13 protein-coding genes are annotated in these 13,472 nt (G+C 71.5%); all 13 read right to left on the minus strand.

The window, feature by feature from the left end; translation table 11 throughout:
• Nucleotides 1–213: 213 nt before the first annotated feature.
• Nucleotides 214–717, minus strand: a complete 504-nt coding sequence (locus tag QP939_RS28380; RefSeq protein ID WP_285449265.1) for a single-stranded DNA-binding protein — start codon at nt 715–717, stop codon at nt 214–216.
• A gap of 399 nt (nt 718–1,116) precedes the next feature.
• The gene (locus QP939_RS28385; RefSeq protein WP_285449266.1) at nt 1,117–2,160 is read right to left on the minus strand and encodes a DUF4192 domain-containing protein; all 1,044 of its coding nucleotides are present in this window, start codon (nt 2,158–2,160) and stop codon (nt 1,117–1,119) included.
• 289 nt (nt 2,161–2,449) lie between these two features.
• Complete coding sequence (locus tag QP939_RS28390; RefSeq protein WP_285449267.1) at nt 2,450–3,481, minus strand: DUF4192 domain-containing protein; 1,032 nt, start codon at nt 3,479–3,481, stop codon at nt 2,450–2,452.
• 112 nt (nt 3,482–3,593) lie between these two features.
• Nucleotides 3,594–4,031 carry a hypothetical protein gene (locus QP939_RS28395; protein WP_285449268.1) on the minus strand — a complete coding sequence of 146 codons (438 nt, stop codon included), beginning with the start codon at nt 4,029–4,031 and terminating at the stop codon, nt 3,594–3,596.
• Complete coding sequence (locus tag QP939_RS28400; protein WP_285449269.1) at nt 4,024–4,440, minus strand: hypothetical protein; 417 nt, start codon at nt 4,438–4,440, stop codon at nt 4,024–4,026. The genes QP939_RS28395 and QP939_RS28400 overlap by 8 nt, the downstream gene beginning before the upstream one ends.
• A gap of 170 nt (nt 4,441–4,610) precedes the next feature.
• Nucleotides 4,611–4,856 carry a hypothetical protein gene (locus tag QP939_RS28405; protein WP_285449270.1) on the minus strand — a complete coding sequence of 82 codons (246 nt, stop codon included), beginning with the start codon at nt 4,854–4,856 and terminating at the stop codon, nt 4,611–4,613.
• Nucleotides 4,849–5,862 carry a hypothetical protein gene (locus QP939_RS28410; RefSeq protein WP_285449271.1) on the minus strand — a complete coding sequence of 338 codons (1,014 nt, stop codon included), beginning with the start codon at nt 5,860–5,862 and terminating at the stop codon, nt 4,849–4,851. The genes QP939_RS28405 and QP939_RS28410 overlap by 8 nt, the downstream gene beginning before the upstream one ends.
• Before the next feature lie 11 nt (nt 5,863–5,873).
• On the minus strand, nt 5,874–6,476 hold the full coding sequence (locus tag QP939_RS28415) for a hypothetical protein (protein ID WP_285449272.1): 603 nt from the start codon (nt 6,474–6,476) through the stop codon (nt 5,874–5,876).
• A gap of 190 nt (nt 6,477–6,666) precedes the next feature.
• A complete protein-coding gene (locus tag QP939_RS28420) occupies nt 6,667–7,377 on the minus strand; it encodes a hypothetical protein (protein ID WP_285449273.1) in 711 nt (236 codons plus the stop codon).
• Nucleotides 7,378–7,393: 16 nt separating this feature from the next.
• The gene (locus tag QP939_RS28425; RefSeq protein ID WP_285449274.1) at nt 7,394–8,374 is read right to left on the minus strand and encodes a bifunctional DNA primase/polymerase; all 981 of its coding nucleotides are present in this window, start codon (nt 8,372–8,374) and stop codon (nt 7,394–7,396) included.
• On the minus strand, nt 8,371–9,327 hold the full coding sequence (locus QP939_RS28430; RefSeq protein WP_285449275.1) for a PP2C family protein-serine/threonine phosphatase: 957 nt from the start codon (nt 9,325–9,327) through the stop codon (nt 8,371–8,373). Before QP939_RS28430 ends, QP939_RS28425 begins: the two co-directional genes overlap by 4 nt.
• A gap of 146 nt (nt 9,328–9,473) precedes the next feature.
• Nucleotides 9,474–11,510: a ParB/RepB/Spo0J family partition protein gene (locus QP939_RS28435; RefSeq protein ID WP_285449276.1), complete on the minus strand. Its 2,037-nt coding sequence runs from the start codon at nt 11,508–11,510 to the stop codon at nt 9,474–9,476.
• Between the two features lie 377 nt (nt 11,511–11,887).
• Complete coding sequence (locus tag QP939_RS28440; RefSeq protein WP_285449277.1) at nt 11,888–13,387, minus strand: ATP-binding protein; 1,500 nt, start codon at nt 13,385–13,387, stop codon at nt 11,888–11,890.
• Nucleotides 13,388–13,472 lie beyond the last annotated feature (85 nt).

Consider the following 13,472-nt stretch of genomic DNA (forward strand, 5'->3'; position numbering starts at 1 on the left):
TCCTGGCCAGGGCGAGCATTCGCTGTGCGTGTGCGAGGCAGGTTGGCGTCGGATCGGTGGCTGTCGTGGATGCACGCGTGTTGTCGGTGGTGGGCATGGTGGGCTCCGGGCGTGGTGGGGCTGGAGAAAGGCCGGGGCCAGCCGTGAGGCTGGCCCCGGCCTTCGGGGTGGTGTCCGGCCGGAGGGGAAGGTCCGGCCGGACACCGGGTTTCATCAGAACGGCGGGGTGTCGCTGTGCCCGCCGGCGTTGGCGCCGACCAGCTCCTGTTCGGTGGCCGGGCCCCACAGATCGCCGGCCGGGGTGGCGGGCGTGCTGGTGGCCAGGTCCGGGTTCACCGTCGTGGGCGCGGTCTTCCCGTTCTTGGTGATGGTGGCGGTGGCGTAGCGCAGCGACGGGCCGATCTCGTCGACGGTCAGCTCGATCACGGTGCGCTTCTCGCCTTCCTTGGTCTGGAATGAGCGCTGCTGGAGGCGGCCCTGGACGACGACGCGGGCGCCGCGGGTCAGGGACTCGGCGACGTTCTCGGCGGCCTGCTTCCAGATGGTGCAGCGCATGAACAGCGCTTCGCCGTCCTCCCATTCGCCGGTGGCGCGGTTGAGGGTGCGCGGGGTGGAGGCGACGGTGAAGTTCGCGACCGCCGCGCCGGTCTGGGTGTAGCGCAGTTCGGGGTCGGCGGTGAGGTTGCCGATGATGGTGATGGTGGTGTCGCCGGCCATGGTGGCCTCCCTGGTGCTCGTCGGGGTGTGGAACGCGGCACAGCCTGAGCACGCGGCGGCCGGGGGTCGCCGTGAGGCGACGTCCCCGGCCCGGCTCATCCGCCCGGTGTGAACCAGCCCGCTGCTCGACTGGCGTCGGGGCTCGGCAGGTGGAGGGGCTGGTTCACCCGGGCGGATCGGGCCGGTCTTCGGGGACGCACTGCCCCCGGCCGGGGTGTGCTTACCTTCGGGCGATCCACGGCCCGGCGAGCCGGGCGAGGCCGCCGCCGGTGACACCCTCTCCCCATCGCGTCACCATCTGCGACGATCCCGTGCGTGTGGCAGACAACCGGGCAGCGGGCAGCTGCCCTGGCGCCGCACCGCCCGGGCGCCCGGCGCGAACAGTGAGGGTGGTGGGCGTCATGGTTGGCCGAGCGCGGGCTCGCGCAGCAGCGTGCGCCGTGCGGCGGCGCTGGCGTTCTGGATCAGCTCGTGGATCTTCGACGGAGCGACAGCATGGCCGAGCATGGTGGAGAGCACTACCGCCAGGGGCTCTTCGGGGTCGGCGTGCTCGAGTGCGATCCGCGCGAGGGTTCCGTCGCCACGCAGGTAGGCATGCACCGCGATGACGGTGGCCAGCTGGCTGGCGATGGGATCGCAGCTGTGGCGCCACAGGTGCAGGACCAGGTTCTCGGCGGCCAGGCGCGCCGTGTCGTCGGGAACGGCGAGCAAGGCGTCGCGGAACGCGGGCACGGCGAAGGTCGCGGCGAGATCGACGATGGCGGTGTCATCGGTGGGCAGTTGGCCTTCGCCGGCGGCGCGGATCGCGGCGTCGGCGCGATCCAGACGGACACGTGCGGCCAGATGCCAGTGTTTGTCGATGACGGCGGATTCGACGGCGTCGGCGATGCGGGGCTGCAGACGTGCGCACAGGGGCCCGGGCGCGGGCGTGAACCGGGCGGCGAGGTCTTCGCGGCGGGCGGCGATGGTGTGTCCGGCAGCGACGGCGGCGACCGCGGCCGCGGTCGCCGCGGGGTCGGGTAGGACACCGGTGTGGTCGGCGTCGAGGTAGGAGCGCCACCGCGCGCCCTTGGCGATCGCCGGTACGTGGACGATGTCGACGTTGGTGAATCCGTGCTCGGCCAGTCGAGCGACCAGGGTGTCGACGTCGGTGCGCAGCGGCAGCGAGTCGTGGCCGGTGGTCCCGCCGTCGACGGCGCAGACGACGATCCCGGCGACGCAGAAGACTGGCACGTCGCCGCATTGCCGGCTGAACTGCCGCGCGCAGTCGTCGGCATGGTCGGTGAGGTGGGGAAGCTCGATTCGAGCCAGCGGGCCGGTGGTGACCGTGCCGTCGTCGTTGGTGAGTGTGGTGATCAGCACCAGGGAGTTCTCGGGAATGAACCCGATCAGCGCCGGGATGCTGGCGACGATGGTGGTGGTGTCGGCGGGAGTGAGCGGCATCGACGAACGTCCTTTCGATAAGGGGGAAGCACGGGTTGTTGGGTGGGGACCGGATCGCGGATTTGCGGCCGCGTTTGGTGCGCAGCGTGTGCACGCGGGTGGTCGAGCGCAGCGTCCGGTGACGATCGGCGGGCAGGCACCGCGCGCGTGTGGGTGCTGTGCTCTCGACGCCCTGCGCGACGGGAAGATCGCGGCAACGAGCCCGCGGACGAACTTCGCGACTGCTCGTTGCCGCTATCTCCCAGGGCGCCACGAGGCCCCAGGCCGATCCCTTCGTGTTCTGCTGGTATCAGCGCTCGGTGGATTCGGTCAGTGCTGTTCGCAGTTGCTGTGCGACGTCGGCGATGCTTGTGTGCGGGGCCGTGAATTCGGCGCCTTCGCGTATCCATCGGCGTACCAGCTGGCTGAGCTTGGTGGGGCGCGGATCGCGCTGGATGATGAGGCCGGCGACGCTGCCGTCCTTGCGCAGGTAGGCCGTGACGGCGGTCAGAGCGGTCATTGTGGGCGCGTAGCGGGCTGGCGCGTGTCGCCACAGGTGCAGCCACAGTGACTGGGCCGCTCCGCATCGTTGCTCGGTGTCCTGGATGAGGTGGATGTCGCGGAGGAGAAAGCTGGACAGGGCGGCGATCAGTTCGGCGATCTCGTGATGGTCGGTGGGGAGCCGGCCGTGGGTGGCGGCGGTGACAGCATCGTCGATCAGCTGCAGGCGGCGGCGCAGCCGCGGAAGGTCACCGGCGAGTTCCTCGGCCTGGACGTCCTCGGCGATCGGGTCGGCCAGGGCTGCGATGCAGGTGCGGATGTCGGCAGGCGCGGGAACGAACTGGGCCAGGAAGGCGTCGCGGTTGCTGTAGATCCGGTCGCCGTTGATCACGCGGTCGGCGGTGATCGGGGAGGCGGCCGGGTCGGGCAGGGTGCCGGTGTGATCAGCGGCGTCGTAGCAGGACCAGGTGGCACCGGCGGTGAAGCTGGGGACATGCAGGAACTCGATGCTGGTGAAACCGGACTCGTGCAGCTGGTGAACGAGTTGGTGAAGCTGAGACCGGTAGGGCAGGTCATCGGTGGCGCTGGTGTCGTGGACGACGGCGCCGATGAGGCGCTGGACCGGCTGGTCGCCCAGCGCGCGGCTGAGGTCCGCGACGACCACGCGGGGCAGTCGCACGGCCAGGTCGAGGTCGAATCGGGTGGTGCGGCCGAGGCGGACAGAGCCGTCGGTGTGCTCGACTGCGGCGACGATCACGAGGGAGTTGGTGGGGGTGAACCCGAGCAGGGCGGGGATGGCGGCCAAGAGATTCTCGTCGGTCAGGTAGATCTGTTCGGGCATCAGGAAACCTCGCTGTGACCAGTGGACGAATGGTGCGGGTGGGAGCGACGGTGGGTGTCGTTTCCGGCCGGGTACACGGGCGTGAACACCAGCGATCGGCAAGAGCTGCGGATCAGCGGCCGAGTTCGGCGTGCAGCGTCTGTGCGGCGATGTGAGCGATCCATGGCGGCGAGGGCCGCACGCCATCGTGGCCGGAGGCCGGGATCAATCCGTTGACCGCGATGCTCCAGAACTCCGTCCAGGGTTCGGCGTCGGTGCGTTCGCTGCGGTAGATCACGCGCACGTCCTGCCCGTCGCAGCGCCGGGCGTGCGCGGTGATCCGGATCGCTACCCGCATCCGGTTGCGGCGCTGCACGGGTTCGTCGTAGAGCAGCGAGACTGGTGTCGCGGGCAGGGCGCGGCACAGCTCGACGAGGACACCGCGTGCGACGTTCCAGGCGCCGTAGCCGTCGAGGCTGCCGCGGTGGGGGATGTTGCAGGCGACCGACTCGGGCAGCGCGTAGGAGCGGCTCCAGTCGTAGGGGGTGAACCACAACCGACGCTCAGGCATGGTCGGCCACCGCCGTGTTCGCCTCGGCGAGCGCGCGGTTGAGGCACTTGCCGGTGATGCGGCGCGCCTCGTGCCGCAGTTGCTCGGGCCAGGTGTGCGCGTCGGGTTCGAGGATGTTCCAGGCGGCGGTGAGCGCGGCGTCGGTGCAGAGCCCGGCGGCGTCGAGGTGGGGGTAGACGGCTTCGACGACACGGCAGGCTTCCACGACGCCGGAGGGGAAGCAGGTGTTCCAGACCGCGGTGATGAACGCGGTCTTGTGCCGCCGGGTGCGAGCGAGGTCGCTGAGCCAGGTTCGGGCTTCCGTGGGGAGCCGGCGGCCGCCGAGTTCGGTTTCGATCAGCCGGCATGCCTGCGCGAATACCGCGTCGGGGTCGTCGGACGGTGTGGTGTGGACGGTCGGTGTGGTCACGGGTACCTCCGGGTCGGGTGCGGGTGAACCCTCCTTCCGAGCACGCCCGCGGTCCTCGGGCGCCTACCTACTCACGCGACGTGGCGGGAGAAGCCGGCGCCCGAGGACCCGGGTGTGCTGTGCTGGCGGCGGTCGTCCGCGCCGACCGGAGTGCCTGCTCGCGGCTGCGGTCAGGGACCCGTCGGATGGCCGCCGTCGCCAAGCTCCTCCTGTTGTCTCAGTGCTTGTTGAGCCCGGTGCATGAAGGCGATCAGTTCGGCGAGGGTGCCTTCGACGGTGATCACCGTGTCGTTGTGGGCATCGGTCAGGACGAGGGCGAAGTCGTCGTCGGCGAGCAGTTCGAGGCCCGCCTCGTCGCCCGGGCGCGCCAGTGTGACGTCACATCTCGCCGGGATCCCGGCGTAGTTGTTACTCATCGTGCGCCTCCTTGACGTCTGTGTCTTGGGCCGGTGCCTCGGGCGGATTCGCCGAGGTCCGGTGTCGGTGGCAGATGGTCCGTAGCGTCTGCGGATCGGTCGCGGGATAAGTGTTTCCGGCCACGTAGCGGATCAGGAGGTCGGCCGGCTGCGGATCGTCGGTGGCCAGGAGGGTCAATGCGGCGTGCGTGGTGTCGTCGAGATGTTCGGTGGCGGGGTCGTGCACGTGCCACACCCACGTTGCGAAGGTGTATCGGCCGTCGGCGTCGGGCCGGATGCGTTCGACGGCGGGGCCGCTCGTCGGATCGGAGTCGTCGTCGCGTGCATCTTCGTCGATGACGATCAGGTCGTCGCCGTCCCAGCGGAAGCGCAGGTGGTCGGAGGTGGCTTCGACGGTGATGGCGACCCATTCGGTGACGAGACGACGAAACCGCGGCGTCACGGCGTAGAAGCGGCGGCCGGTTTCGTCGGTGGCCGCGACCTGTGGCACGCTGAGCTGGGCCGGGAAGTAGGGCTGGTCATCGCCGCACACCAGTCCTTCGTCGACGCGGAGAACGTCGGCGGGGAGGTCGTGCGGCTGACTGTTGTGGGGCATCGGTTCACCTGCTTGTGTCTCAAGTGGACGTGATCGTGTCTTTTCGCGGGTCTCAGGTGCAGTCCAGGCCGCATCGGCGGCACAGCAGTGCGACGCCGTCGAGCGCGCTGCGGCCGGCCAGGTCGGGCTGCGGTGTGCCGGTGGCGTCGAACCAGAGCCCGGTGGAGGTCTGCTCATCTCGTCACAGTCCTCCGGGCGCTCGATCGGCCAGGGCCGGTTCGGCACCTCGATCACGGTGCGCCCCGGGTGGACGTATTCGCGGGTCGTCTCGTCGCGTCCGTGCCAGCGGACCGGTTCGTCACGGTGGCGCAGGACGCCGAGCGCGCGGTCGGCTGTTGCAGCCGCGGGTGCGTGACGGGTGGCAGACCTGGCCGCGCGGTCAGAGACCTCGAGCAGAGAAGCATCGGACATCGGGTTTCCCTTCAGCAGCGACAGAACGGACGGTGAACGGCGCGGACGAGCCTGAACCGGGAGCGGCGCCACCTGCAGACGGTGCCGGGGTAGCGCAGTTCCGGCGGCGCCGGCGCTGGACCGGGCGAGAGTGCCGGGGACGATGTGCTGTCGTGGCGCGGATCCCACGGTGTGCGGTGGGTGCAGCGTTGACCGTTGTCCCAGAGGATCGTGATCGACCAGCCCGGTTCGGTCAGGTCACCGTCGCGGAACCGGATGGCGACGGACTCGACGACGTACCGGCGATGCCAGTAGGCGTCCCAGTAGGCGCCCCCGGCCTGCCGTGGGCCGATCGCATCGAGCACCTCACGCATCCGCGTCCGGTGTCGCCACAGGCGGGTCTGCGCCGCGTCGAGCGCGCGCAAGATCTCCGGCGGCGGTGACCACAGGCAGTCGCAGGGCTGCGGGTACCACGTTGCGGGCTCGTCGGGGTCCCACGGCTCGATGGGGTCGTCGCGGTCGCTGACCAGGAACTCGCCGGTTCCGCCGCATTCGCGGCAGTCCGCGTGGGCCCACAGCCCGCGCAGGTGGGTCGTGCGGTATCCCGCCGGAATTGCGATCGTCGGCTCCGTCATGCGCCCTCCTGGGACGGTTGGTCGCCGGCGGCAGGAGGCCGCCGGGCTGGACGGGGCCTCGCGAGCACAGCGCGGCCCGGGCCTGCGACTGCGTGACGGTGGTTTGGCACCGTGGCGGGTTCCGGGCCGCGCTGTGCTTTTCTGGTGACCGGGGCAGACCGCGCGGCGCCCTGGCGAACTCGACTGCTGGCTACTTCTCTTGCTGGGCACCGAGGATCGGCACGAAGTGGGTGCAGACCACCGGTTGGCGTTGCCTGGCCTCGGAGATCACGATGTCGATGGCGTCGCGCAGGCAGGTGCGGACGGCGTGGTGGCTGGGGCGGCGCGCGGGGTGGTGATGGACCACGACCGGGTCGAGCGGCCGCTGGCGTTCGCGGTGTTCGCCGGCCTGATGGTGTTCTTCGACGCTGGAGAGCGTGGCGACGAAACCGATGTCGGGCTGGAAGGCGATGTGCAGGCGCGCCCGGGGCAGCCAGCCCTCGACGTTCGGGCGGCCGAGGTTCCAGTACGCGGTTGCGGTGTGGCCTTCCCGGCGGACAATGGGGTCGGGATGCGGGTCGATCGCGGTGTCGATGACCGGGTCGGCCGGTGCGGCGGGTTCGCCGTTGTGCGGGCGGACGTCGGTTTTGTGGATGGTGAAGCCCGAGCCGGGGCGTTCACCGGTGATGGCCAGGCACATGCCCTGGTCTTGCACGACCGTGCCCGGTTGTTGCTTTCCGTCCCAGGTGAATTCGATGCGGTCGCCTTCGGTGTAGCGGTGCTGGAGCATGGGCAGCCAGCCCGCGGGGATCAGGTGGGCGGGAATGAGGGCCTTTTCCAGGTCGGTGCTGTCCGGTTTCCGTTGCCAGAGCCAGGTGAGGCGCGATGCGGTGTCGGGATCGGACGGTGCGGTGTCGGACATGACGGGATCCCTTCGGTCAGCGTGCACCGGGTTGCGGCCGGTGTCGGGGCGCGGGGCGGTCGGTGAGGAGGCGGGGGTTTTCGCGGCCGGCGGCGATGCCGTCGCGGATGGTGCGGGCCAGTTCGCGGGAGTCGAAGTCGGCGACGCCGAGGTGGTGTCGGGCGGCGGCGGTGAGGTGCTGGGTGATCGCGGCGGCACTGATCCAGCCGTTGCCCAGTAGTTCGCCGAGGGCTGCTGCGGCGGCGTAGACGGTGATGTGGCGGTGGCCTTCGGTGGCGGTGGCGACGTTGCGGCACTCGGCGGCGACGGCGGCCTGGACGTAGGCGGTGACCCGACGGCTGGTCACCGGCAGTGGTGGTGGCGGGTGTGCAGCCGGTGGCGGTGCCGGTGGCGGGGTGAGGGCGGTGACGAGCCAGCCGGGCAGGACGGCGACGGGAAGGTCCCACGTGATGGCGTAGGGCACTAGGGCGCCGTGGACGAGGGCGAGGGAGCCCGGGGCGGTGATGAGCGTGCCGGGGCCGCGGGTGTCGACGTGCCAGCCGAGCCCGCGGCCGCGGGCGCCGACGGTGCTGCGCAGCCGCGACCCGGGCGGCCGGGCGAAGTAGCGGTGCTCGCCGCCGCGCGGGGTCGCGACAGTGAACGTATCCACCGGGTCGGGCTCGCCAGCCTGCTGGGCGAGCAGGGCCAGGACGTCCCGGCCGTGGGTGATACCCCGGCGCGCCCACGGGATGGGGATCGGTCCGTGGGCGGCGTCGAGGTCGAGCACCAGCAGCGCCGCGGGCCCGCAGGCGATGCCGACGTTGTGCATCGGGTGGCGGTGCCACCAGCGGCGGATGCGGTCGGGATCGCAGGTGGCGCGCTGCTGCCAGTCGGCAATGACGGGGCGCTTGCTGCGCGGGGCGAGCGGGAACACCGGCCACCCGCGCCCGGCTGCGTCCAACGCAGCTCTCAGCAGGGCGCCGGTGGTGGTGACCAGCGACGGTGCCGACGCAGTCATGGCACCAGCTCGGTCGCGACCGGGGCCGGGATCGGGTCGATGACCATGGCGGCGGCGTTGTCGGTGCCGCCGAAGTACCGCGCGGCGAGCGTCAGCCGGTTCGCGCACGCGCCCGGGCCGCTGAAGGTGCGGACCGCGCGGAGGAGGGAGGCGTGGGGCACGGGTTTGTGGACGCCGTCGCTGGTCAGCAGCAACCGGCGGCGCGGCCCGGTCGTGGTGACGTGGCCGAGGGAGTCGTGGTCGGCGGTGGCCACGGAGCTGGTGACGACGTTGTCCCGCCGGGCGGCCAGGTCCTCGAGTTTCTGCGGCCGGTCCCGGTAGTGCTCGGCGAGGCTGTCGCGGAGTTGCTGACCTTCGGTGTGGTCGACGGTGAGCTGGGTGAGGACGCCGGTGTCGGGGTTGTACTCGTAGGCGCGGCAGTCCCCGACCCATGCGATGTCCCACCCGCCACCCTGTTCGGGCGGGAGTGGGGTGGCGACGACCATGACGGTGTCGCCAGTGTGGACGGTGGCGAGGGTGCCGGTGGCGGCGAGCAGCCCGGCGGCGGCGCCGCGGCCGGCGGCGACGTAGGCGGCGGTCGCAGCGGCGCTGCCGGCGGCGTGGGCGGCGAGCGGGTAGTCGCCGATGCCGTCGGCTACGGCCCAGCCGTGGCGGGTGCCGGTGGTGCAGACGTGGGTGCCGGTGGCGTCGGCCTGGTGGGTGCGGCCGCCGATGCGCAGCGCAGTGCCGGGCAGGTAGGCGGGGTGGTCGGCGGCGTAGCGGCGGTGGTGGCGGGCCAGGACGCGGGCGTCGCGGTGGGATTCGGCGATCTCGGCCCAGCCGCAGCGGCAGGTGACGTGGGTCCACGCCGGGCCGGGTGGGAGCGGGGCGTGGGGCCAGATGGGGTGGTGCCCGGCGGCGTAGGTGCTGGTGCGGTGGATGTTGTCGAAGGCCGGAGGCAGGTGCGGATGCATCGAAGGGACTCCGTTCACCCGCGGGGCCGGCGGTGAGCCCGGCGGGAGGCAAGGACGACAGGACGGGGAAGGAAGCTGGGGCGGGCCCGGCTGTGTGCGCGGGCCCGCCCCTGGCGAGGAACCGGGTGCGGCGGTGATCCGAGCGGCTAGATCGCGGCGCCGGTCAGCTCCGCCTCGGCTTCGGTGTCCTGCTCGACCGGCTCCTGACCGGTCCCGGCGTCGTCGTCGGTACCGTCGGTCGCCGTGTCGCTCTGGTCGTCCGTGCCCGCGGGGTCGGCATCGTCGACCCCGGCGGTGAGGTCATCAGCGGGATCCTCGACCTCGGCGCCGCCGCCGTCCGGGCCCTCGGTACCCTCGGCGCTCGCGCCGCCGTCGCTCATGGCGTCCCTGTCGAGGTCACCGAGCTGTGCGGCGATGACGTCCTGCTCGGTTTCCGGGTCGACCACCTTGCGCTCGACGTCGGAGGCGGGGTAGCCCCAGCCGATGATCGCGGCCATGTACGCCCGCGCCGAGTCCCACGGGCTGCGCCAGGTGTTGCGGGACAGGTCGTCTTCGATCGCGCAGAGGGTGAGGACCAGGTCGTAGAGGGTGGCTTTCCCCGCGGTGGGGGCCTTGGCGATCTTGGCGGTGAGGTCGGCGAGCGTGGCCCTGTCCGGCAGGCCGAACAGCGTCATGGCCAGCGGGTGGTTGCGCTCGAACGCGCGCCGCAGCGCGTAGCCGCCTTCGGCCTTCTGCAGCGCGAGGAACAGCTGCGCGCCCTGCGGCGCGGTCTTGCGCTGCAGCAGCCCGGCCAGCCATTCCCGGCGCGGGGTCTGGGCGGCGTCCCAGTCCTTGTTGTTCTGGATCACCCACTTGCGGATAATTCGCGCCTTCTGACGCTCGAGTTCGGCGGCGGCCTGGGCAGCGCGCGCGGCCGCGATCACATCGGTCTGCTCGGCTGCGTCCTCGTCGTCGGACGACTCGTGGTCGCCGGACGTGCCGGTGCCGGTGGTGCCGGTGGCCGCGGGGGTGAAGTCCGCGCGGCCGGCCGGGGCGTGACTGAGGGCGTGACCGTGGGCGAGGAAGTCGGCGCACCCGTAGACGGCCACCGGGATCTGGTTGCCCTGCTCGTCGTGGTGGTCGGTCTCGATCCAGGCGCCGTGTCCCGGGCAGGACGCGTGGTCTTCGGCGGTCAGCGCGGTGTGGGGCTCGTGGCCGGGGGTGGGGCGCAGCCGGTCCAGCGAGCGAGCGTCCCCGTGGTTGTCGGGCAGGCTCGCGTCGAAGAACGTGACGCCCGCGGCGGTCAGTTCCTCGGTGAGGTCCTCGGTCAGGGCCGCGAGCCGCTGCTTGTCCGCGCGTTCGGTGCGCTTGCGCTCGGCGAGCTGGGCGAAGTTGTTCGGTGCCGTACGCGCGGTGAGGATGAGTTCCTTGGCCGTGTCGGTGTCGCCGGCTTCGTCGAACTCGGCGATGACCGCGGCCTGCAGCAGATCCAGGTCGTAGCGTTCGGTGGCCTTGAGCGCCAGTTCGCTCTGCCCGGCCTGCAGGACGTTCTCGACGTAGGCTTTGCCCTTCTTGCCCAGCGCGAGCTTGCGGGCGATCCCGGCGGGTTTGAGGTCGAACGCGGCGAGCTGCTGCAGGGCGCGCGCGGTGTCGGCCAGGGTCAGGGACCTGCGCAGGGCGGGGTCGTTCTCGATGAACTGGTTGACGATCCGCTCGATGGTGGCCTTGCGCTGGTCGGCCGGCGGCGGGGTCTTCATCCAGACCGGCACCGTGCAGCCGGCTTCGCGGGCGTTGAGGACGCGGCGCTGGCCTTCTGTGACCACGATGGCGCCGGTGTCGTAGTCGCGGTAGCCGTTGGCCGCGGTATTGACGCCGTGGGTCTTGAAGTTCGCTGTCGTCTCTTCGTCGGCCTCGGCGTTGGCGGTGCGCACGTTGTCGGCGAGCAGCACCTTGTGCGGGTCGACGTGCTTGATGGTGTCGACCTCGGTGTCCCACTTCGCGTGCAGCGCCGCGCGGTCCTCGTCGGACAGCTCCTCGAGCGGGGTGTCCTCGACGTCGGTGGGTGACGTGTCGGCGGCAGTGGTGTGGTCGGTGGCGGCGCTGTCGGTGGCGGCGCTGTCGAGAGCGGATGTGGTGGACTCGGTGTCCGGTGTCGTGGGGGTGTCGGTGTCGCGCTGGGTCGGCAGATCCATCGTGCTGGTCACGAAGGGCTCCTTCACACGGGCCGGCTGGTCACCGGAAACGAATCCGGTGACCAGCCACGAACCCCGCACTCCACCAGTTCTTCATCACCATGGTGCGGTGGAGAACGAGTGGAGTGCGGGTGTCCCGGTCGGGACGCACTCGCCGGAGCGGGGCCGCCCGCGTCGGCGGCAAGCCCGCCCCTTTCCTGCACATCCGCCGCCGAGACCGCGAACGGGGGCGGGCCTGCCGCCGACGCCAGGCTCCGCTAGAGTGCGTCGGCCCGACCGGACCACCCGCACCCGCTTTTCTCAGCGCAGCAACACTTTCCTCATCTCTTTGCTAGCTCTTAGCTTCGGATCATGCCCCGGTTCGCTAGCCCCTCATTCCTTGTTTCAGCTCACCGTGGAGCCGGATTCCGCAGCAGGCGAAGCATTCCGCTGCGGTGGGAGAGGGTCAGCCGGATGTCGGCGATGTCCGGGTGCGCGCGACCGTCCAGGTCGGCACGTGTCCAGGCCAGCCGCAGGCACCGCGCAGCGGTTCGGGGGGTGATCCGGCCGTGTCGGATCGCGTCTTCCAGCTCTCGTACCGCGTTGGCGGGAAGGCCGGCGATGGCTTTCGTGTAGTCGATCTCGGCTCCGGGTTCCGGTGCGGCACCCCACCTGCTGTGCGCGCGTTCCCGGGCTCGGGCGACGTCCTCCCGCATTGACTCCAGGGACGGCAGCGACGGATCGGGCTCGGCGACGGTGACCTCCCGCACGAACAGGTCGACACGGTCGAGCAGCCACTGCGGGATCCGGGCGAGGTAACGCGCCCGCTGCGCCAGGCTGCAGCGGCACTTCTCGGCCCGGACGCTGCCGCAGATGCAGTCGCGTGCGGTGAACACCATGCGTGCCCCGGCCGGGCGGGATTGGGCACCTGCCGCGGAGGTGATGCCGATCGTGCCGTTCTCCAGCGCCGGACGCAGCACTTCGACGATGCGCGCGGAAAGCTCGGGGAGGTCCTCGACGGTCAGGACACCGCGGTGGGCAAGCGTCGGCAGTCCCGGGCGACTGAGTGATCCGGCTACCGTGGCGATCGTGTCGTCGGGCAGCAGGGGAACTCCGGGTGGCCGGAGGTGCTCGCTGCGGTCAGGAGCAGGTTCGCCGGCCAGGAAGTGCCACGTGCTGACCTCGAGTGCTTCGGTGTCGGTGAGGTCGGCCATCAGTGCCCGGATCAACCGTGGCAGCAGGAGGGTCGGGGTGCCGGGAGCCGCGACGTGCAGGGTGTGGTGACCGCCGGCCGCCGCGATCGCGGCGGCCCGGACCGCCGTGGGCGACAGCCGGGCCCAGGCTTCAGGCGTCCACGACGCGGTAGGCGATGCTCCTTCGCGCGACTCGGGCCGCTGGGCCGGGGTGAGTCCGCCGCGCAGCCAGTTGACCAGGTCGTTCAGGCAGGAGACGGGGACGGTGGTGAGGCCGGGGACGTCGCAGGCTTCGGCAGCGTTGGTGGCGGGCACGACCAGGTGGGTGAACCCGGCCGCGGCGGCCGCGATCGCGCGCGTCCGCACGTCGGGGACCGGCCGGACGGTGCCGTCGAGACCGAGCTCGCCGATCAGCGCCGTCGCGGTCAGCCGCCGCGCCGGCACGGCCTCGGTGACCAGCACCGCCGCGGCCGCGGCGGCGAGATCGACGTCGGAGCGCGGGTGCGCGCTGGAGGCGGTCAGGTGCACGACGCCCTCGGGCCACGACAGGCCACTGTTGCGGATGGCCGCGCGCACCCGGTCGCGGGTCTCGCGCGAGACCGTCGGGCTGAGGCCGTGCACCCGTAGCGCGGCGTCGCCGACGCCGAGGTCGGCGCGGATGTCGACGATCCGGGCGCGGGAGTCGTCAAGGGTGACCACACGGGTAAGGGCTTCCATGGCATCGTCCTTCCAGCGAGAAAAGGGACTCCGGCGCCAGTAGGGCGCCGGAGTCGGGTGCGTGCGGCGGGCTGCGGCGCCGAAG

It is taken from the genome of Amycolatopsis nalaikhensis (assembly GCF_030264295.1).
Taxonomy (GTDB): domain Bacteria; phylum Actinomycetota; class Actinomycetes; order Mycobacteriales; family Pseudonocardiaceae; genus Amycolatopsis; species Amycolatopsis nalaikhensis.

Excerpts from the sequence above, each read along its gene's own strand:
- QP939_RS28380 (WP_285449265.1), bottom strand. The coding sequence starts at position 717 with ATGGCCGGCGACACCACCATCACCATCATCGGCAACCTCACCGCCGAC.
- QP939_RS28385 (WP_285449266.1), bottom strand. The coding sequence starts at position 2,160 with ATGCCGCTCACTCCCGCCGACACCACCACCATCGTCGCCAGCATCCCG.
- QP939_RS28390 (WP_285449267.1), bottom strand. The coding sequence starts at position 3,481 with ATGCCCGAACAGATCTACCTGACCGACGAGAATCTCTTGGCCGCCATC.
- QP939_RS28395 (WP_285449268.1), bottom strand. The coding sequence starts at position 4,031 with ATGCCTGAGCGTCGGTTGTGGTTCACCCCCTACGACTGGAGCCGCTCC.
- QP939_RS28405 (WP_285449270.1), bottom strand. The coding sequence starts at position 4,856 with ATGAGTAACAACTACGCCGGGATCCCGGCGAGATGTGACGTCACACTG.
- QP939_RS28410 (WP_285449271.1), bottom strand. The coding sequence starts at position 5,862 with ATGTCCGATGCTTCTCTGCTCGAGGTCTCTGACCGCGCGGCCAGGTCT.
- QP939_RS28415 (WP_285449272.1), bottom strand. The coding sequence starts at position 6,476 with ATGACGGAGCCGACGATCGCAATTCCGGCGGGATACCGCACGACCCAC.
- QP939_RS28420 (WP_285449273.1), bottom strand. The coding sequence starts at position 7,377 with ATGTCCGACACCGCACCGTCCGATCCCGACACCGCATCGCGCCTCACC.
- QP939_RS28425 (WP_285449274.1), bottom strand. The coding sequence starts at position 8,374 with ATGACTGCGTCGGCACCGTCGCTGGTCACCACCACCGGCGCCCTGCTG.
- QP939_RS28430 (WP_285449275.1), bottom strand. The coding sequence starts at position 9,327 with ATGCATCCGCACCTGCCTCCGGCCTTCGACAACATCCACCGCACCAGC.
- QP939_RS28440 (WP_285449277.1), bottom strand. The coding sequence starts at position 13,387 with ATGGAAGCCCTTACCCGTGTGGTCACCCTTGACGACTCCCGCGCCCGG.